At 69.0% G+C, this 16,871-nt stretch carries 20 protein-coding genes, 1 tRNA gene and 1 pseudogene; 12 read left to right on the top strand and 10 right to left on the bottom strand.

Features of this window, described 5'->3' with window-relative positions; all coding sequences use genetic code 11:
- Nucleotides 1-26: 26 nt before the first annotated feature.
- Complete coding sequence (locus SALPAC2_RS0116050) at nt 27-1,004, bottom strand: NAD(P)H-quinone oxidoreductase (protein WP_018217656.1); 978 nt, start codon at nt 1,002-1,004, stop codon at nt 27-29.
- Nucleotides 1,005-1,151: 147 nt separating this feature from the next.
- Between SALPAC2_RS0116050 and SALPAC2_RS0116045 the strand changes: the two genes are divergently transcribed.
- Nucleotides 1,152-1,238: transfer RNA gene (locus tag SALPAC2_RS0116045), tRNA-Ser, on the top strand.
- Nucleotides 1,239-1,632: 394 nt separating this feature from the next.
- On the opposite strand, the pseudogene SALPAC2_RS28355 reads toward SALPAC2_RS0116045, so the two are convergent.
- The 5 genes and pseudogenes from SALPAC2_RS28355 to SALPAC2_RS24935 form a co-directional block, all read right to left on the bottom strand.
- Nucleotides 1,633-2,199: pseudogene (locus SALPAC2_RS28355) on the bottom strand (DUF6346 domain-containing protein); the annotation flags it as partial.
- Nucleotides 2,200-2,322: 123 nt separating this feature from the next.
- A complete protein-coding gene (locus tag SALPAC2_RS24945; RefSeq protein WP_018217654.1) occupies nt 2,323-3,108 on the bottom strand; it encodes a DUF6346 domain-containing protein in 786 nt (261 codons plus the stop codon).
- Between the two features lie 15 nt (nt 3,109-3,123).
- Nucleotides 3,124-4,137: a hypothetical protein gene (locus SALPAC2_RS0116030; RefSeq protein ID WP_018217653.1), complete on the bottom strand. Its 1,014-nt coding sequence runs from the start codon at nt 4,135-4,137 to the stop codon at nt 3,124-3,126.
- Nucleotides 4,134-4,448, bottom strand: coding sequence for a type VII secretion target (locus SALPAC2_RS24940; RefSeq protein WP_033661833.1), 315 nt, complete (start codon nt 4,446-4,448; stop codon nt 4,134-4,136). The genes SALPAC2_RS0116030 and SALPAC2_RS24940 overlap by 4 nt, the downstream gene beginning before the upstream one ends.
- Nucleotides 4,445-4,834, bottom strand: a complete 390-nt coding sequence (locus SALPAC2_RS24935) for a YbaB/EbfC family nucleoid-associated protein (RefSeq protein ID WP_018217651.1) — start codon at nt 4,832-4,834, stop codon at nt 4,445-4,447. Before SALPAC2_RS24935 ends, SALPAC2_RS24940 begins: the two co-directional genes overlap by 4 nt.
- A gap of 309 nt (nt 4,835-5,143) precedes the next feature.
- Between SALPAC2_RS24935 and SALPAC2_RS0116015 the strand changes: the two genes are divergently transcribed.
- Complete coding sequence (locus SALPAC2_RS0116015) at nt 5,144-5,587, top strand: hypothetical protein (RefSeq protein WP_018217650.1); 444 nt, start codon at nt 5,144-5,146, stop codon at nt 5,585-5,587.
- A 3-nt stretch (nt 5,588-5,590) separates the two neighbouring features.
- On the opposite strand, the gene SALPAC2_RS0116010 is transcribed toward SALPAC2_RS0116015, so the two are convergent.
- Complete coding sequence (locus SALPAC2_RS0116010) at nt 5,591-5,908, bottom strand: hypothetical protein (RefSeq protein ID WP_026184787.1); 318 nt, start codon at nt 5,906-5,908, stop codon at nt 5,591-5,593.
- 189 nt (nt 5,909-6,097) lie between these two features.
- Nucleotides 6,098-6,694: a hypothetical protein gene (locus tag SALPAC2_RS0116005; protein WP_033661832.1), complete on the bottom strand. Its 597-nt coding sequence runs from the start codon at nt 6,692-6,694 to the stop codon at nt 6,098-6,100.
- A gap of 76 nt (nt 6,695-6,770) precedes the next feature.
- Between SALPAC2_RS0116005 and SALPAC2_RS0116000 the strand changes: the two genes are divergently transcribed.
- Nucleotides 6,771-7,217, top strand: a complete 447-nt coding sequence (locus SALPAC2_RS0116000) for an NUDIX domain-containing protein (RefSeq protein WP_033661831.1) — start codon at nt 6,771-6,773, stop codon at nt 7,215-7,217.
- Between the two features lie 85 nt (nt 7,218-7,302).
- Here SALPAC2_RS0116000 and SALPAC2_RS27990 read toward each other — a convergent pair whose 3' ends face one another.
- Complete coding sequence (locus SALPAC2_RS27990; RefSeq protein WP_080636936.1) at nt 7,303-7,641, bottom strand: hypothetical protein; 339 nt, start codon at nt 7,639-7,641, stop codon at nt 7,303-7,305.
- A 553-nt stretch (nt 7,642-8,194) separates the two neighbouring features.
- Between SALPAC2_RS27990 and SALPAC2_RS0115990 the strand changes: the two genes are divergently transcribed.
- The gene (locus SALPAC2_RS0115990) at nt 8,195-8,992 is read left to right on the top strand and encodes a helix-turn-helix domain-containing protein (protein WP_018217646.1); all 798 of its coding nucleotides are present in this window, start codon (nt 8,195-8,197) and stop codon (nt 8,990-8,992) included.
- Nucleotides 8,979-9,170 carry a DUF397 domain-containing protein gene (locus tag SALPAC2_RS0115985; protein WP_018217645.1) on the top strand — a complete coding sequence of 64 codons (192 nt, stop codon included), beginning with the start codon at nt 8,979-8,981 and terminating at the stop codon, nt 9,168-9,170. The genes SALPAC2_RS0115990 and SALPAC2_RS0115985 overlap by 14 nt, the downstream gene beginning before the upstream one ends.
- A 172-nt stretch (nt 9,171-9,342) precedes the next feature.
- On the opposite strand, the gene SALPAC2_RS0115980 is transcribed toward SALPAC2_RS0115985, so the two are convergent.
- Nucleotides 9,343-10,104: a prepilin peptidase gene (locus SALPAC2_RS0115980; protein ID WP_018217644.1), complete on the bottom strand. Its 762-nt coding sequence runs from the start codon at nt 10,102-10,104 to the stop codon at nt 9,343-9,345.
- A 368-nt stretch (nt 10,105-10,472) separates the two neighbouring features.
- Here SALPAC2_RS0115980 and SALPAC2_RS0115975 point away from each other — a divergent pair, with 368 nt between their 5' ends.
- From SALPAC2_RS0115975 to SALPAC2_RS0115945, 7 genes are read left to right on the top strand one after another with little or no spacing between them, the layout of a single operon-like run.
- Entirely contained in the window at nt 10,473-11,015 is a 543-nt protein-coding gene (locus SALPAC2_RS0115975) for a hypothetical protein (protein WP_018217643.1), read from the top strand.
- Nucleotides 11,009-12,088 (top strand): hypothetical protein, encoded by a 1,080-nt coding sequence (locus tag SALPAC2_RS0115970; RefSeq protein ID WP_018217642.1) that lies wholly within the window; start codon nt 11,009-11,011, stop codon nt 12,086-12,088. The genes SALPAC2_RS0115975 and SALPAC2_RS0115970 overlap by 7 nt, the downstream gene beginning before the upstream one ends.
- Entirely contained in the window at nt 12,085-12,744 is a 660-nt protein-coding gene (locus SALPAC2_RS0115965; RefSeq protein ID WP_018217641.1) for an SAF domain-containing protein, read from the top strand. The genes SALPAC2_RS0115970 and SALPAC2_RS0115965 overlap by 4 nt, the downstream gene beginning before the upstream one ends.
- A gap of 2 nt (nt 12,745-12,746) precedes the next feature.
- Entirely contained in the window at nt 12,747-13,574 is an 828-nt protein-coding gene (locus tag SALPAC2_RS0115960; RefSeq protein ID WP_018217640.1) for a P-loop NTPase family protein, read from the top strand.
- Nucleotides 13,564-15,090, top strand: coding sequence for a CpaF family protein (locus tag SALPAC2_RS0115955; RefSeq protein WP_018217639.1), 1,527 nt, complete (start codon nt 13,564-13,566; stop codon nt 15,088-15,090). Before SALPAC2_RS0115960 ends, SALPAC2_RS0115955 begins: the two co-directional genes overlap by 11 nt.
- Nucleotides 15,087-15,989: a type II secretion system F family protein gene (locus SALPAC2_RS0115950; RefSeq protein ID WP_050563192.1), complete on the top strand. Its 903-nt coding sequence runs from the start codon at nt 15,087-15,089 to the stop codon at nt 15,987-15,989. The genes SALPAC2_RS0115955 and SALPAC2_RS0115950 overlap by 4 nt, the downstream gene beginning before the upstream one ends.
- A complete protein-coding gene (locus tag SALPAC2_RS0115945; RefSeq protein WP_018217637.1) occupies nt 15,986-16,855 on the top strand; it encodes a type II secretion system F family protein in 870 nt (289 codons plus the stop codon). The genes SALPAC2_RS0115950 and SALPAC2_RS0115945 overlap by 4 nt, the downstream gene beginning before the upstream one ends.
- Nucleotides 16,856-16,871 lie beyond the last annotated feature (16 nt).

Raw genomic sequence — 16,871 nt, 5'->3', positions numbered from 1 at the left:
GCGCTAGCCGATGAGGGTCCGTCGCGCTAGCCGACGGTCAGCAGCACCTTGCCGACGTGCTCGTTTGACTCGACGAGGCGGTGGGCCTCGGCCACGTCGGTTATCGGCAGCCGGCGGTCCACGACCGGGTGGACCTGGCCGGTCACGATCAGCGGCCACACCTGCTCGCGTACCCCCTCGACGATCTCCGCCTTCTGGGCCAGCGGGAGGGAACGCAGCGCGGTCGCGATCACCGTCCCCCGCTTCACCAGCAGCGCACCGAGATCCAACTCCCCCTTCCGGCCGCCCTGCAGGCCGATCACCAGCAGCCGGCCGGCGGTGGCGAGCGCGGCCACGTTCTGCCCCAGATAGGCCGCGCCCATGATGTCGAGGATCACGTCCGCGCCCCGGCCGCCGGTGAGCTGGCGAACCTCCGCGGCGAAGTCCTGCTCCCGATAGTCGATCGTGTGGGCGGCGCCGAGTGCCCGCAGCCGGTCGTGCTTGGCCAACCGCGCGGTCACCAGCACCGTCGCCCCGAGGGCCGCGCCGAGCTGGATCGCGAAGGTGCCGACCCCACTGCCGCCGCCGTGCACCAGCAGCGTCTCCCCGGCGGCCAGCTTCGCCCGCTGCACGACGTTCGACCAGACCGTGCAGGCCACCTCCGGCAGCGCCGCCGCCTCCACCAGATCCATGCCGTCCGGCACCGGCAGCAGCTGACCGGCCGGCACCGCCACCCGCTCCGCGTACCCGCCGCCGGCCAGCAGCGCGCAGACCGGCTGCCCCACCGCCCAACCGGAGACGTCGTCGGCGACCGCGCTGATCACCCCGGAGCACTCCAGACCGGGGTACGGGGGCGCGCCCGGGGGTGGCGGGTAGAAGCCCTGCCGTTGCAGCACGTCGGCCCGGTTGACCGCGCTGGCCCGTACGTCGACGATCACCTCGCCGGGGCCGGGCACCGGGTCGGGCACCTCGGTCCAGACCAACGTCTCGGGCCCGCCGAACTTCTGGATCGTGATCGCCTGCATGGTCCCTGTCTACCCGACGCCGGTACTCGCCCGGGAGCCCGTACTGCTAACCCGCACTGTGGACGGCATGTGGTGGGCGTGCCTGCCCACCGGCAGGGCCGGCGTGGCAGACTGGGCACGGTCGCCGCCCCGCGGGGTGGCACGCCGGGAGGGTTCGCCTAGTGGCCGATGGCGCTGGTCTTGAAAACCGGTAAGGCAGTGATGTCTTCGTGGGTTCGAATCCCACACCCTCCGCTCACCTGGGCAGCAAACGCCCCCTAGCCGGCGCAAACGCAGGTCAGGGGCGTGCCGGCAGCAGGCGAGCGGGTCTCGCTTGGGACCGCTTGGGCTCACTGGTTGCGGCAAATGGGCGGCAGAGTTTGTCGGGGACTCGGTGTCATTTCCGGATGGCATTCCACCGACTTTATTATGGGAATGTCAGGATAGATAACAACGGTTCAAACCAGGTGACTAGCCGAAAGGCGAGCCAGGCCGCCAACGCCAGCAGTGCGATTCGTCGTAACCACACCCAGCCCGTTACCTTCCGGACCGGCTCGCCGGACTTTTGCTGCTGTGGGCCGAACCAATACCATTTCATCGTGGACTTCAGAGTGAAGACGATGACCAACATCAGCAGAATGAACGGGATGATGGCGATCAAGCTAAGGACGAAGCCGGCTCGGGCTAACCAGGGCCGGGTTGGTGCGTCTTCGACAGCATACGTCTTGTCGTTCCGCTTGAACCCGCTTTTCGTGCGGGTGCTTACGTTCCTCTCGCTGATGCGTATGTCCGTGCCGATGTCGGCGCTGGTAAGCACGGCTTCTAGGCTCAAAGTGTCGTGGAGGCCGTTGTCCCAGTCGACTTTCACGGTGCATCGTTCCCAGTAGCCGAAGCCCCGAGACGTCACGGGGCCCTGCTCCGTGCATTGGGTGACGTGTGCGGTACCAGTACGATGATCGTCGCTGAACTCCTCGCCGCCAAGCCTTGACAGGGTCAGGGCGGTAAGCAGTACGGCGCCGGCGAGCAGGTAAACACCGATGACGTACATGACAATCCGACCGCGCTTCCCGCGGGTGGCAGGAAGTTTCTTCCGGATGCCGGCAGGTTTCGGTGTGGTGCGCTCAGCCTGGGGTCCGGCGAACTCTTCACTCCACTTGTCCCGCCGCGCTTCGGATTCGGCTCTGCGTTTGGCTAGCCGCTGCTTGTAGGAGTCCAATGCTGGTTCTCTCGGTCAGGGCTTGATATCGATAGCCCGGGGTGGCTGGATCTTGGAATAGCCGTCAGTTGTCGGCCTTTCCGGATGACGGTTTCCGCCCGGACACCGGAAATATTCGGGCCACTACATCAGCCCGAGCGTGGTGAGGAAATCGGCGAGATGCCGGAGGATCCTGAGGAGTCCGGTGCCGACATAAAAGACGAGCCAGGCCGTCAATGCCAGCAGTGCGATTCTCCGGAACCACACCCAGCCCGTTGGCTTCGGGGTTGGTTCGCCGGGGTATCTGCGCTGCATGCCGAACCAGTACCAACTGAGAATGGGCTGCCAATAAAAGGCAATGAGTATTGGCGTCGCTATAAGCGGAAGATAGCCGAGCATGAACATAGACTTGCCGGATGCATCCAGCCACGGCCGGTGTGGTGCGCCTACAACAACGTAACTTAGCGCCCCTTTGTACTTGTGTTCTCCGATGGGAACGTCCGTGCCGATGTCGGCGCTGGTGAGCGTGGCATCGATTTGGACTTGGTCGGGGAATCCATCGCCCCAATCGACGGCAAGGGTGCATTGCTCCCAGTAGCCGAAGCCCTGATACCACGTCAGCGGGCCCTGTTGCGTGCACTTGGTGACGTGTCCGGTGCCGGTCCGGTAGGGGTCGCTAGAGTCCCTGCCGGCGATCCTGTCCAGGGTTGCGCCGGTAAGCGTGAGGGCAACTGCGAGCAAAGAGAGGCCGATGGCGTAAATGATCTTCCGGATCGGCGCGCTGCCGGTGGAAGTCGGTTGCTGTCGGATGGCAGTAGGTTCCCGTGTGGTGCGCTCAACCTGGCGTCCGGAGAGCTCTTTATCCCGCTTGGCCCGCAGCGCTTCGGATTCGGCCTTGCGTTTGGCGAGCCGTTGCTGATAGGAGTCCAAGGCTGGTTCTTTCTGTCAGGGTTTAATTTCGACCGGCCGGTATTCGTCGTCTTCGGTGAGAGTGGCTCCGACCGAGCCGGCGTTCTGTAAGGCGTTGGAACTGGCAGAAAGTGCGGTTGAGTCGATATTTCCTTGCTGATTGTATAGTTTGGCGCTTGGGGAAGCGAGTTCGGACGGCGTCCCATACGCTGTATCTTGGCCTTGGCCGGGCAGTTGCTTATAGGCGTCCTTAAAGGCGCTGAAGCTAATGTCGCCCGTTCCTGCCACTTCAGTGCGGGTGTTTACTTCGAGTGTCACCTTGCGATTGACCTGTCCGACCATCTCCAGGCAGGAGACTAGAAGGTTGGCGGCTTTGCCGAGCTCCTGCAGCCGGGCCAGCAGTCCCTCGAGCACGTTGAAGATTCTGGCGATGGTCTTGCTGACCAGGATGGCGACCTCGGTGACGACTTTCGGGATGAGTACCACCGTGGCTGCTTGCAGGGCTTTGGAGATGCAGGCGCCAATGACATCGGCGACGATGTCGCGGACGGTGTTACGGACCACCCCGACGGTGGCGCCGATGCTGGTGGTGAGGACGCTGAGGTTATCGGCAATCTGACCCAAGGCCCGGGTGCTTTCTGCGTGCTCACGGGCGAGGTTGCGGTATGCGTCCGCGGATGCGGCTGCCCATGCTGCGGTGCTCTTGTTGACCTCGTGGGCGAACTCGTCGGTGGCCTGGTAAATGTGAGCTTGAATATTCCTCCAGCTCGCCGCGTGGCTGTCGATAGCTTTCGGGTCTCCCATGAGCGCATCGAGTGGTTCACGCAGGAAGCTGACGTGCTCCATGAGCCAGCCCACGCCGGCTGAGAAGATCGATTGTAGTGGGTCCATGACTGCGCCGAGGGCCCCGAGCGCGGCAGCTGCAGTGTTTCCATTTAACGCCCATTGGTTATTGGCCTCCATCATGCCCTGAAAAGATTCGAAGATGCCGGCGCCCTCGAATGTATTGGTTTGCTCCTCAGCTGCGAGGAGGAAGTCCCCGTTGGTCATGCTCCGGCCTCCCAAAAGGAATGCGCTGCCTGGCCGTCGGTGACCTCGGTGTTGTAAGCGACCGAGCGCACGGCATCTGACAGCTGCATGATGGCGTCGGTGGTGCTCCGCAACTCGTCTATCGCGTCGCCCTGAACCAGGTCCATCAGCGGAACAATGTACGGTCCGGCAAAAAGCCCGTACACCTCGTGGTGTGTGGCGATCTGGCCGGCGGCTGAGGTCGCTTGATCAAGCTTGTCGGCCCACTGGTCGATCGCCCGGGCGTGCTCGCGCAGGGCCTGCGGGTCCATTTCCATCGCGGGCTGACTCATCGGCGGCTGCGCTCCTGCTCCTCGTCCGGCGGCTGCGGGAACTGCTGGTTGTAGGCACCGGTCACGAAGGCGGCGGTGGGGGAGTCCGAGCCGTACATGCCCTGCACGAGCTCGCCGACCTGCTGGGCCATCTTGGCCTGGGCCTGTTGACTGGTGGCTAGGACGAGCGAGGAGAGATCGGCTGCTGGCAACCGCATCGCGTAGTCGGCGATCCTTAGGGCCGTCATCGAGCCGGTGTGGTCGACGGTGACCTCGACCTCATCGTCGGTCGACCTGGCGGTGGCGGTGACCTCCTGCATGCGCCGGCTCATCTCCAGGCTCAGCTGGGCATGTTGGTCCGCACGTTGCTGCCAGTCGTGGAGTAGATCTTCGGAATTCAGCGGCATTACCTCTCCCCTCGTGTGTTCGAGGAGTCTAGGCCACGGTGGCCAAGGGTGTGGCCCTGCCCGATTCGGCTATGGTGCGACCGCAGGCCGCCCTCAATCCACGCTGATCGTCCATCCTCTACCTGCGGGTACTCCGAAGTGGATGGAAGGGGTCAGCGTGGGAAACCGTGTCGGTAGCCGGCAGCTTGAACCCGTGCGTTGGCAGCGAGGTAGTCTCCGGAACGGCACCGTTGTCTGGTGTGGCTTGAGGTTCTGAGCGGCGGTACGTACGGTCGCTCCGAACTATCGACGGGCCGGAGGTGTTTAGGGATGAGCAGTTCGGTCAGTGTTGCTGAGGCCGACGAATTTCCCCGCCCGTGGTCCTTGGTTGTGCGGTGCGCGACCTGGCTTCAATTGGCGTTCGGGATGAGCTATCTTTCCGTGCTCCTTCTTTATGGCTTCGCTCGACTGGTGTTGGGGAGCCACGAGGCCGTAACCGGCGGGGAAAACGATCCGAAGGATTTGGGTGCGGGTCTCGGCAACCTGCTTGCGAGGGCTCTGCACGCGCTCGGCATGGCTGCGGCAGTGATGAGTCCCTTCACCGGGGTTGTGCTTGGCTCCCTGGTTCTGCTCGGCTACGCGGTGAGTCGGCGAGTGCGAGCGGACTCAACAAGGCATTCACTGGTCTTCGTGGCGCTCTGCGGGTCTGCGGTCGTCGCTGTGCTCGGCAGCACCGAGGTGTTTTCGGACCTGCGGAGCTGGATCCTGGATTAGCGGTCAGACGAGGCCCCCGGTGAGGAAGTGCAGGGCGAGCCAGGTCACGAATGCCAGCAGCGCGAACCGCCGCAGCCACACCCAGCCCGTGACCTTCCGGGCTGGCTCGCCGGGCTTGCGGCGCTGCGTGCCGAACCACAACCAGACGTGCTCGGACAGGGTGTCGCCGTCGCGACTGTTGAGCACCGCCGTCACTTCGACCACGCCGAAGTACAGGAGCCAGACGATCCATGCGGCCGTGTAGTTACTCAGGCCGAAGGAGAGCCCGGCGACGGCACCGAGCAGTGCGCCGCCCGCGATGAACGGAAGGACGCGGCTCATTTCATCACCACGCAGGTGGACCTCCGCATGCTTTGCCTCCCAGCCGGTCATGGAGACGGGGGCGGCCTTGCCGCGCATGGGGCGCTTTTGGAGGCAGTCACCGTCGTGGTCGCCGCGCGGGTGTAAACGTAGGCGGTCCTTCGCGTCTCCTCAAGCCTCGTGTCGGGTTCGGAGCGCTGGCGACTGCCGTCAGCCGCGCAGGGCGAGATGGTACGACGAGGCCCACAGCACCACGGCGCAGCCCAGGCCGACCACGATCCGTACGGTCTCGTTCGCGAAGCCGGCCACGACGAGCAAGAAGCCGACGACCGCGACGACGGTCAGCAGGGACGCGGTCCACCGGTACTGCCACTGGTCATACAGCCGGGCGAGTGGGAAGAAGTGCAGGCCCACCACGAGGGCGATGCCGGCGGGGATCACCTCGGGACGGCCCATGGCGTTGGAGGTGGCGATGACGGTGAGGATCGCCGTCAGCTCGACGGCGTTGACGATTCCCACGTTGCGTGCCCAGTTGGCCGGCAGGTTCACCATTCGTGGCGAGGGCGCGGCGCCCTTGCGGTACCCCAGATAGAGCGCCGCCGCGGTGAGTAGCAGCGCTACCACCTCGATTGCAAGCGGCGCGACATCCGTTGCTGTGCCGGTCCCGGTGGCCGCCGCTACGGCCCAGACCAGACCGAAGACGGAGAGCACCAGTACGCCTCGGCGGCGAAGTGTGCGGGTAAGGGTGCGGCACTCGGCATCCGTGGCGGACGGAATGGGAGGCGTGGTGCGGGACGTGGATGTCACTTCGAACCTCCGGAGCCAATCACGGTAGTCGGGCAAGCTATCCATACCCGTACCCGAGCTGGATTAGGCTGCGCGCATGGTGACGCGAGTGGACGTACGGATCGCCGGTGTGATCTTGGTTGATCCCCGGGGTCGGTTGTTGTTGCAGCTTCGGGACGGTAACACCGAAGTAGATCCGCACCGATGGTCTCTACCGGGTGGTCACCTGGATCCGGGCGAGGAGCCGCTGGTGGCTGCCCATCGAGAGCTCTATGAGGAGACCGGTCTCAAAGTCGATGAGCTGCGCCTGTTCTGGCGGGGCTTGGCTCCGGCGGGGGGCTTCCCCGGCGTGGTCGGCGAGTTTTCGATCTTCTACGCGCCGACCAGCGCCACCGATGCGGATGTGGTGTGTGGGGAGGGGGCGGCGATGCGATTCGTTGACCGGGATGACGTGCTCACCCTGGAGTTCGGGCGGGCCAACGCGGAGATTGTGCCGCGTTTCCTGGGCTCGGCGGAGTACCGCCAGTTGGTCCGGGCCGGTTGATCGCTGCTGCTGCTGCTGCTGCTGCTGCTGCTGCTGCTGCTGCTGGTGCCGACGACGGTCCCCGCCTCGCCTCGGCGTCGAAGCCTCAATCCGGGAGCTTCCGCGCCGACCGCCGGAACGGCCCCCAGGCGACGAAGCGTTCGAATAGTTCGCGGGGGTTTGGTCCGTCGTGGGGGTTGAGGTGGTAGAGGTCGTGCATGGCTTCGTAGCAGAGTCCGGCGAGGTAGATCGATAGGCTCGACTGTCGGGTGTCGTATTCGGCTTTGAGGAGGAGGCGGGCTTCGGCGCAGGGCCAGGGGTGGCCGCAGGCGCGGCAGGTCCAGGTGGGTCGTAGGGGTGTGTGGGGTGGTTGGTTTCTGGTGCGGTGGCGTGGGTGTTGGGGGTGGGGGCCGAGTCGTGGTTGGGGGAGGTGGTGGTGGTTCACCAGCGGCCTCCGTTTGCGCGCCATTGTTGGGCGGGGGTGAGCCAGCCGACGCGTCCGGGTTGGGGTTCGGCGAGGGTGGGTTGGGTCATCCATGCCGGCAGGTTCGTGGGGCGGTCAGGCCCGCTTCCCCGGTACGGCCCGCCTTCCCGGTACGGCCTGGCGTTCGTGCCGTGCGGGCGGGGCGGCGCGGTGTTTCGCCGACGCCAACCAAACCAGCGAATTCGCATTTGGACCTCCTTGACGTTGGTGGAGGACCGCCCCCACTGACAGCGCGGGGGGTGGGGGCGGTCCGACAGGCGTCTCCGGCGGGAAAGTCCTCCACCGGCTCACGCCGTCTCAATTCACTCTCTGTGTTAACCACCTGGCGGCGGAAGGGCTTCATGCTGATCCTGGCGAGGGTCTGGCGATCGTGCTCTTTTCCTGGCGGCGCTTGGCGATCTTGCTGGTAGGGCTGGCGAAGTCTGGCGATCTTGCTCGTTTTCTGGCGGCGTTTGGCGATCTTGGCGATTCGGCTGGCGGCGCTTGGCGATCTAGAAGAATCTCTGGAGGGCCGATGGAATCTGAACGTGCCGCTGATCTCATCCGGGTGCAGCTCCGTCGACAGCGGGCGCTCGCCGGCATGAGTCAGGAGGAGTTCGGGCGTCGTACGAACTACTCGGCGTCAACCGTGTCGGCGGTGGAGACCGGCACCCGGATGACTGACCTGCCGTACGCGTGTCGGGCGGACGAGATCCTGGAGACCGGCGGCCTCTTCGAGTCGCTGCTGCGGCTGGCGCATCGGGACGAGCAGCCGGCCTGGTTCAAGCCCTGGCTGGAGGCCGAGGCGGTCGCGCGGCAACTCCGCTACTTTCACCCGAATCTGATTCCGGGCCTGCTGCAGACCGAGAACTACGCCCGCACGGTCCTGCGGTTTGACGACACCCGGCCCGAGTTCGAGGTGGAGCAGCAGGTCTCGGCTCGGCTGGAGCGGCAGAAGATCCTGACTCGCGACCGACCGCCGCAGGTCGTGGCCGTCATCAACGAGGGGGCGCTGCGGCTCGGGGACGCCATCATGGCCGAGCAGCTCGCGCATCTGCTCCGGATGGCGGAGCTGCCGTACCTCCACATTCACGTGATTCCCACGGCTGCGGGCCTGCACGCCGGGCTCTCCGGTCCGCTCGCCCTGGCGATGCTCCCGGATGGAGGCCGGGTCGTACACCTGGAAGACCAGCTTGCCGGCGAGGTTGTCACCACCGAGGAAGGGGTGGCGACCCTTCAGGCCAGGTGGGAGACTGTGCGGGGCGTCGCCCTCCCCCAAGTCTCATCGGTCGCGCTGATCAAAGAAGCGGAGTACCTGCATGAACCTCAGTAACGCTCGCTGGAAGAAGTCCACTCGTAGCGGCACGAGCGGCGGCGACTGCGTCGAGGTCGCCGGCAACCTTCCCGGCGTCGTCGGGGTGCGGGATTCCAAGGACCCGACCGGGCCGGCGCTGGTTTTCGGGCCGGGGGCGTGGCGGGCGTTCGTCGCCCAGTTGCCCGGCCGCGACTGACCCACCGCGGCAGCAGCGACAGACTGACCCACCCCGGCACCAACGAGGCCATCCCGACCCGGGTGTCGACCCGACCTGCGCCCGTCCCACCGGGCAGCTTCCCAGGGGACGGGCGCTTCGTCGTCCTGGTGCCACTCGCTGGCCGCGTTGGCGGCCCGGCGGCACTCTCCTGTCACCCGGTGAGCAGGAGCGTGATCGGGGTGGCGAGCAGGAGGAACGGGCCGAAGGGCAGGTGGCTGGACCAGCGGGCCCGCCCGGTGGCGAGCAGCGCCAGGGCGGTCCCGGCGGCGAGGGTGAAGGCCAGCAGCAGCCCGAGCACCAGGAACGGCCAGCCGTGCCAGCCCAGGAGCAGACCCACCCCGACCGCGAGCTTCGCGTCGCCGAGCCCGAAGCCCCGCCGGCCGAGCAGGAGGGTGCTGGTGGCGAAGAGCAGGCCCAGGCCGAGCCCGGCGGCGGTGGCGCGCAGCCAGGGGGCGTACCCGGCGTCGAGGGTCGCGGCCAGTCCGAGCAGCAGCCAGGTGCCGAGCGTGGCGGGGCCGGTGAGTCGGTCCGGCAGCCGGTGCACCGCGGTGTCAACGAAGGCGAGCGGCACCGCCCAGCCGAGCCACCAGGCCACCGCGGCCAGCTCGATGATGGGTCCGCCGGCCAGCAGCAGCATCAGGCCGGCGGCGAGCGCGGCGACCTCCACCGTGCCGGGTGGGGGGCCGACCCGCGCGCCGCACCCGCCGCACCGGGCACGGGGCCCGATCGCCGGCCCCGGTTGGGTCAGGCTGATCGGGGCGCCGCAGGCGTCGCAGCCGAGCCGGGCCCCCACCCCCACCGGTACGGAGTGCCGTACGGCGGCGAGCCGGAGCACCGGGGTGATCGTGAGCGCGGCCAGCAGTGAGCGGGGCGCGGTACGGCGGGAACCGGCCACCGTCATGTCGAACTCCATCGACTGAATACAGACAGTAATTGTTGGGTGGCGCTTCGGTCTCGACTGACCTGACCTGAGGGCTCCACGCCCCACCACCTTTCATTACTGAGCGTGTTCAACTGAATTGCCCCTGTTGTATCGGCTGTCGTCAGCCTATGCTCGCCCATTGAGTGCAAGGTGACCCTGCAATCATTCGATCAAGAAACTGTGGGCGGGGTGGGAGTCATCTTTCTTACAAGTCGGTAACGGTAAATGCGGATGCCTTGTATGGGGCCCGGATGGCAGCATCCGGCCGCGCTTCCGCATGTCCGAATCCCCGGGTAGCGACCGCCCGGTGGAGGTCGACGAGGAGGGCCGGGACAGTGCGAGGAAGGCAGCGCAGGGGCGTGTCGGCGTACCTGGTGGTGGGCGCGGTGTTGGGTGCCGTGGCCGGCTGCGGCACCGACCGGGAAGCGCCGGTAGAGGCGGTGGGTGTGGTGGATCAACCTGCCCCGGCATCCGGGGAAGTGGACGAGCGAAATGCTCGGAGAGCCGCGCTCGCCGCCTATTCCGGATATCTCGCGGTGACCCAGGAAGCGAGTGGCGACAGCGACCCACACCACCCGGAACTCACCACCTACCTGGCCGACCCGTTGTTGACCCGGGTCCGGTTCACCATCCGCACCGCCAAAGAGCACGGCGCCATCCGCATCGGTACCCTCCGTTCGGACCCCGTCGTGACCGCCGTTGACGTCGTGAGTGTCCCGCCCACCGTCGAGATCCAGGACTGCCTCGACGCGACCGGGTGGCGGCTGGTCTACGCAGAAGACGAGCGGGACGTCCCCGGCAGCGAGAGCACCCGGCACCTTGCCACCGTGACCGTGGCCCGATATCCGGATGGTCGCTGGCTGGTCAACACCGGTGCCGCCCACGAGGACCAGCCGTGCTGACCCGGGCCGCCCGATCGCGCCGCACCCCGCTGCCGGGGCTGATCACCAGCGGGCTGGCAGCGCTGATCACCATCGGCCTGGCCGCTGCCGCCGCGCCGGCCGCCGCCGCACCGCCCGTGCTCGCCGCCGCACCGCCCGTGCTCGCCGCCGCACCTCCCGTTGCCGCAATGCCAGCCGCCGCGCCGCCCGTTGCCGCCGCGCCGCCCGTTGCCGCCGCGCCGCCCGTTGCCGTCGTGTCGGCTGCCGATCCGCCGGATGTGATCTGCCCGCCCTCGCAGACCACCTGCGAGGTCTGGGACGACGAGCCCGGTGACGGCGGAGGCCCGGGAGACGGCGGCCCCGGTGACGGCGGGGGCGGCGGTGCGACCTGCCAGTGGGACGGCCAGGTCATCCCCTGCTACGACGAGGTGCTCGGCTGGTTCCACAACGGCGACGGCTGCTACTACAAGCTGATCGAGCCGCGGCCCGAGGGAACCCCGGAGGGCTTCGACTGGTATGTGCTGACCTGCAACGGGGGCGACCTCGGCTCGCAGCGGTCGGAGCTGCTCGACGCCCCGCCGCCCGGCTTCGGCACCCCGCCCGACCCGGCGGAACTCGCCCGGGAAGCGCTCGCCTCGATCGACCTGCTCCCGCCGCGGGTGGCCGTCGCCCCTCGCCGGCATATCGGCGCCGGGCTGGTCGGCCTGCCGGTGTGGATGTGGGCCAGCACGGCCGGGTCCGGCCAGCCCCGCCACTACTTCGGCCCGCAGCAGGCCTCCGCCAGCGACCGGGGGCTGACCGTTCAGATCGCGGCGGAAGTCACCCGGGTGCGCTGGGACATGGGCAACGGCACCAAGGTGACCTGCTCCGGCGCCGGAACGGCGTACGAGTCGGATAGCCCACTGGCCGGAAAGCGTTCCCCGGACTGCGGCTACCACAGCGGCTACCCGGAGCGCGGCACGTACCAGATCCAGGCGACCACGCACTGGACGGTGAGCTGGAGCGGCGGCGGCGAGAGCGGCAGCTTCGAGGTCACCCGGACCAGCGGCACCGTGACGATCGAAATCGATGAGCTTCAGGTGGTAACCCAGTGAGCCTCGCGACCAGCAACGCGGCGGCGACAGCCGACGCCCCGATCACCCCGCCCAAGGTGCTCCGGCAGCGCCGGATGCGCCCCGGCCTGCTCGGCCTCGCCGTCCTCCTGATCGCCCTCGGCGGGCTCGGCTCGGCCTTCGCCGTCAACGCGGTCCGCGCCACCGGCAGCTACCTGGCGGTGGCCCGACCGGTCGAGGTCGGCCGCGTGGTCAGCGCCGACGACCTGGTGACCGTGCAGGTCGCCGGTGGGGCGGGGCTCTCCCCGGTGCCGGCCGGGCAGCAGGGCGAGGTGGTCGGGAAGCGGGCGAAGGTGTCGCTCGTCCCCGGAACGCTGCTCACCATGGAGCAGCTCACCGACAAACCGCTGCTCGCCGCCGGCCAGCAGCAACTCTCGGTGGGCCTGGACCTGGCCCAGGCGCCGGCCCGCCAACTGCACCCCGGTGACAAGGTGTCCCTGGTCAGCACCCCCGCCGGCAACGACGACCGGTCAGTCACCACGGCGACCCGGTTCGAGGCCACCGTGATCGACGCCGACATTGTCGGAAACGACGACGAGATGGTGGTCTACCTGGCGCTCGCCGTACGGGACGTGCCGGCGGTGGCGGCGCTGGTGGCCCAGGACCGGATCGCCATCGTGCTCACCGAGGCGGCCTGAGCATGGCGATCATCGCGCTGGTCGCCGCGAAGGGCTCGCCCGGGGTCACCACCTCGGCGTTAGCCTGCGCCCTGACCTGGCACCGGCGGCTGGTGCTCGCCGAGTGCGATCCGGCGGGCGGATCCCTGCTCGCCGGCTACCTCGGTGGCACGCTCGACGGGCCCCGGGGCATCGGCGAGCTGGCCGTCGGGGAGCTGCGGGACGGCAACCTGGAGGCGACGTTCTGGTCGCAGCTGGTCGACCTGGACGCGCCGAAACGGGAACGGCTGCTGCTGCCCGGCGTGGTCGACCCCGCCCAGGCCGGCAGCGTCACCCCGCTCTGGCAACGGTTCGCCGACTTCTTCGCCGAACTCGACCGCGGCGACCCGCCGTACGACGTCCTCGTCGACTGTGGCCGCCTGCACGTACCCGGCCCGCCCTGGCCGCTCCTGCGCGCCGCCTCGGTGGTGCTGGTGGTCACCCGGGCGCGGCTGCCCGAGGTCTCAGCCACCCGCGCGCTGGTCCGGACCATCCAGCGGGACCTCACCGAGCACCGGGTCGCCCCGGGCACCCTGCGGTTGCTGCTGGTCGGCGACGGGCACGGGAGCGGCGAGATCAGCAAGGCGTTGCAGGTGCCGGTCGTCGCGCGGCTGCCGCACGACCCGCGTACCGCCGAGGTGTTGACCCTCGGTGGGACCGTGCGGATCGGTCGGCCGCTGCTGCGCGCCGCCAGCGAGCTGGAGGTGCCGATCGGGACGCTGCTGGACCGGCGGCGGGCCCGCCTGGCCTGGCCGGCGGCGGGCCATGAGGGCGCCGGCGCGGTAACGCAGGAGGCGTCGAATGCGATTTGAACCCGTCTCCGCCGACCCCCGGCGGCACCCCCCGGCCGCCGCCCCGGCCGCCACCTCGACCGCGCCGCCGCTGGCCCCGCCGAACGGCCGGCAGCCGGGGTCCACCACCGCCCGGCCGGAGCCACCGCCCCGCCCCCGGGTCGACTTCCAGGTCGTCCGGGAGCTGCGCCGAGAGCTCAGCGAACGGCTCACCCACTGGCAGCGCGGCCGGGAGTTCGACCCCGACGCCGAGGACACCGAGCGCGCCCGGCTGGCGGTCGCGGTCGTCTCCGCGTACGCCGACGCGGTCCGTCGGGCCGGCACCCCGCTCACCGCCGACGAGGAACGGATCCTGCTCGACCAGGTGACCGCCGAGCTGGCCGGGCTCGGCCGGCTCCAGACCCTGCTGGTGGACGAGAGCATCGAAGAGGTGCACATCCTCGGCTGCGACCAGGTGCGGGTCACCCGACGCGGCGGCGGAGTCGACTGGATCGATCCGATCGCCGACAGCGACGAGGAGTTGGTGGAGATCCTGCAGGCGGCGGCCCGGCGGGCGGGCGCCACCGAACGCTCGCTCTCCACCTCCAAGCCCACCCTCGACCTGCAACTGCCCGACGGCAGCCGGCTCGCCGCGGTGTTCCTGGTCAGCCACCGCCCCTACGCGGTGATCCGCAAGCACAACACCCTCGACGTGGGGCTGGACGACCTCGCCGGCGGCCGGAACGACCTGGACGAGATGCTCGACCCGCTGCTGCGCGACTTCCTCCGCGCCGCCCTGCGCGCCGGCCTGAACATCATGGTCGCCGGCCTGGCCGGGGCGGGTAAGACAACCGTCATCCGGGCCCTGATGAACGAGATCCCAGCCGATGAGCCGTACGTGCTGCTGGAGGAGAGCCGGGAGCTGCTACCGGCCCGCCGCGGCGACCGGCACCGCGCGGTGATGAGCTTCGAAGCCCGCGAGGGGCACGGCGAACGCGGGCCGGACGGCCGTCCCGCCGGCGAGGTCAGCATCGCCGACCTCATCCCGGTGTCGCTGCGGATGGGCGTCCTGCGGATCATCGTCGGCGAGGTCCGCTCCCGGGAGATCGTGCCGATGCTCCAGGCGATGACCACCAGCCGCGGCTCGATGTGCACGATCCACGCCCGTACCCCGGCCGGCGTCGGCGACCGGATCATCGAGCTGGCCCTGGCACACGGCCGGGAGATGACCGTGGAGCAGGCCCGCCGGATGGCTGGCAACGCCCTCGACCTGATCGTCTACGTCACCATTGAGGACGAGACCGCGATCGGTGGTCGCAAGCACCGCTTCGTCTCCCACATCGAGGAGGTGATCGGTGTCGGCGACAGCGACCGGATCACCACCACCACGGTCTTCGGGCCCGGCCCGGACGGGCGGGCGGTGCCCCGGCACCTACCGGAGCGGATCCGCGCGCAGCTCCTGCGGGTCGGCTACGACACCCGACTGCTGAGCCGGTGGATCGAGGCGGGCAGCGGCGCCTGGCGGCGCCCCCGGGCGACGCGGCTGGCCCAACGATGAACGCCGCCGTCGACATCGAACTCCTCGCGGTGCTCTCCGGCGCCGCCTGCGTGGCCGGGCTGCTGCTGGCCGTCGTCGCGATCGTCGGCACCCGCCGCCCACCCGGGCCGGGCCCCGGAGCCCGGCGCGGGCTCAGCCGGTTTGGCTTCGGCACCACCGCGCGGGAACGCCGCTTCCACCAGATGCTTTTGGTCGGCGCGGTGTTCGCCGGCGCGCTGGGCTTCTTGCTGACGGGGCTCCCGGTGGTCGGCCTGCTGGTCGCCGTCGCGGTTCCCGGCACACCCTGGCTCTTCTCGGTGGGCCGGGCCGAGCAACGGGCCATCGCCCGGATCGAGGCGGTCGGAGAGTGGACCCGACGACTCAAGGACATCTCGGCCACCGGGCAGGGCCTGCAGGCCGCGATCACCGGCACCGTCGCCACCGCGCCGGAGGAGATCCAGGAGGAGGTACGGCTGCTCGCCGCCCGCCTCCAGGCCGGCTGGCTGGCCCGGCCCGCCCTGCTGGCCTTCGCCGACGAGATCGCCGACCCGGTCTGCGACCAGGTGGTGGCGGCGCTGATTCTGCACCTGACCGATCGGGGGGAGCGCCTCGGCGACGTACTCGGCTCGATCGCCGCGGCCGCCAGCGCCGAGGTCGCCACCCGGCGGGAGATCGAGGCCAAACGTACCCAGCCCCGGTTCGCGGTCCGCTTCCTCACCGGCATGACCCTGGCGGTGCTCGCGTACGGGCTGCTGAACACCGACTACATCCGCCCGTACGGCACCCCGACCGGGCAGCTCGTGATGGCGGTGCTCGGGGTGTCCTTCATCGTCCTGCTGGCCTGGGTCCGCGCGATGAGTCAGCCGCAGCGGCCGGCCCGTTTCCTGCCGGCGCCCGAGCCGCAGGAGGTGCTGACGTGACGGACTGGCTGTTGACCATCGCGGTGACCGCTGGGGCGCTGGTCGGGCTTGGGGTCTTCCTGGTGGTCCAGGAGCTCCTTCCGGCGACCCCCGCGCTCGGTCCCGCGCTGCGGCGGCTGCACCAGCCGCCGGGAACGTCCCACCCGTCCGGGGCCGCCGGCCAGCGGCTGGAGTGGCTGACCGGGCTCACCCGGTGGCTGCGTCCCCCGCACCAGCAACTCGCCCTGCTCGGCCGTACCCCCGAGCAGTACGCCCTGTCGCTGCTGCTCTCCGCGTTGATCGGACTCGCCTCGCCGACCCTGCTCAGCGTCACCTTCGCCGCCACCGGCGTCGCGCTGCCGGTGGCCGTACCGGTGCTGGGCAGTCTCGGCCTGGCGTTGATCTGCGCGTGGCTCGCGCACCGCGCGGTGCTGACCAAGGCGGAGGCGGCCCGCGGCGAGTTCCGCGCCGCCGTCTGCACCTACCTGGATCTGGTGGCGTTGCAGCTCTCCGCCGCGCACGGGCCGGTGCAGTCGCTGGAGCGGGCGGCGGAGGTCTGCGACGGCTGGGTCTTCGACCGGATCCGGGAGTCGCTGCGCCTCGCCCAGCTCCAGATGCACTCACCCTGGGACGAGCTGCGGGACCTCGCCGACCGGATCGGCATTCCCGAGCTCGGTGACGTGGGCGCGATCATGCGCTCCTCGGGCAGCGAGGGCGCGCAGGTGCACGAGACCCTGCGCAGCCGGGCCGATTCGCTGCGCGACCAGATCCGCACCGACAACCTGGCGCGGGCGGAGGGGGTGACCGGCCGACTGGATATCCCGGGTGCCCTGCTCGTCTTCGTACTGCTTGGTTTCGCCACCTACCCGTTCCTCGCCCGTCTCTGACGACCGTCCGACAAGG

It is taken from the genome of Salinispora vitiensis, from assembly GCF_000378825.1.
Classification (GTDB): domain Bacteria; phylum Actinomycetota; class Actinomycetes; order Mycobacteriales; family Micromonosporaceae; genus Micromonospora; species Micromonospora vitiensis.
Note: the sequence above shows the minus strand (reverse complement) of the source record. Positions and strands in the feature narration are given on the sequence as shown.

Coding starts and splice junctions, on each gene's coding strand:
- SALPAC2_RS0116050 (WP_018217656.1), bottom strand. CDS start 1,004: ATGCAGGCGATCACGATCCAGAAGTTCGGCGGGCCCGAGACGTTGGTC.
- SALPAC2_RS0116030 (WP_018217653.1), bottom strand. CDS start 4,137: ATGACCAACGGGGACTTCCTCCTCGCAGCTGAGGAGCAAACCAATACA.
- SALPAC2_RS0115990 (WP_018217646.1), top strand. CDS start 8,195: ATGGAATCTGAACGTGCCGCTGATCTCATCCGGGTGCAGCTCCGTCGA.
- SALPAC2_RS24935 (WP_018217651.1), bottom strand. CDS start 4,834: ATGCCGCTGAATTCCGAAGATCTACTCCACGACTGGCAGCAACGTGCG.
- SALPAC2_RS0115980 (WP_018217644.1), bottom strand. CDS start 10,104: ATGGAGTTCGACATGACGGTGGCCGGTTCCCGCCGTACCGCGCCCCGC.
- SALPAC2_RS0115950 (WP_050563192.1), top strand. CDS start 15,087: ATGAACGCCGCCGTCGACATCGAACTCCTCGCGGTGCTCTCCGGCGCC.
- SALPAC2_RS0115960 (WP_018217640.1), top strand. CDS start 12,747: ATGGCGATCATCGCGCTGGTCGCCGCGAAGGGCTCGCCCGGGGTCACC.
- SALPAC2_RS0115985 (WP_018217645.1), top strand. CDS start 8,979: ATGAACCTCAGTAACGCTCGCTGGAAGAAGTCCACTCGTAGCGGCACG.
- SALPAC2_RS0116000 (WP_033661831.1), top strand. CDS start 6,771: ATGGTGACGCGAGTGGACGTACGGATCGCCGGTGTGATCTTGGTTGAT.
- SALPAC2_RS0115955 (WP_018217639.1), top strand. CDS start 13,564: ATGCGATTTGAACCCGTCTCCGCCGACCCCCGGCGGCACCCCCCGGCC.
- SALPAC2_RS0116010 (WP_026184787.1), bottom strand. CDS start 5,908: ATGAGCCGCGTCCTTCCGTTCATCGCGGGCGGCGCACTGCTCGGTGCC.
- SALPAC2_RS24940 (WP_033661833.1), bottom strand. CDS start 4,448: ATGAGTCAGCCCGCGATGGAAATGGACCCGCAGGCCCTGCGCGAGCAC.
- SALPAC2_RS0116015 (WP_018217650.1), top strand. CDS start 5,144: ATGAGCAGTTCGGTCAGTGTTGCTGAGGCCGACGAATTTCCCCGCCCG.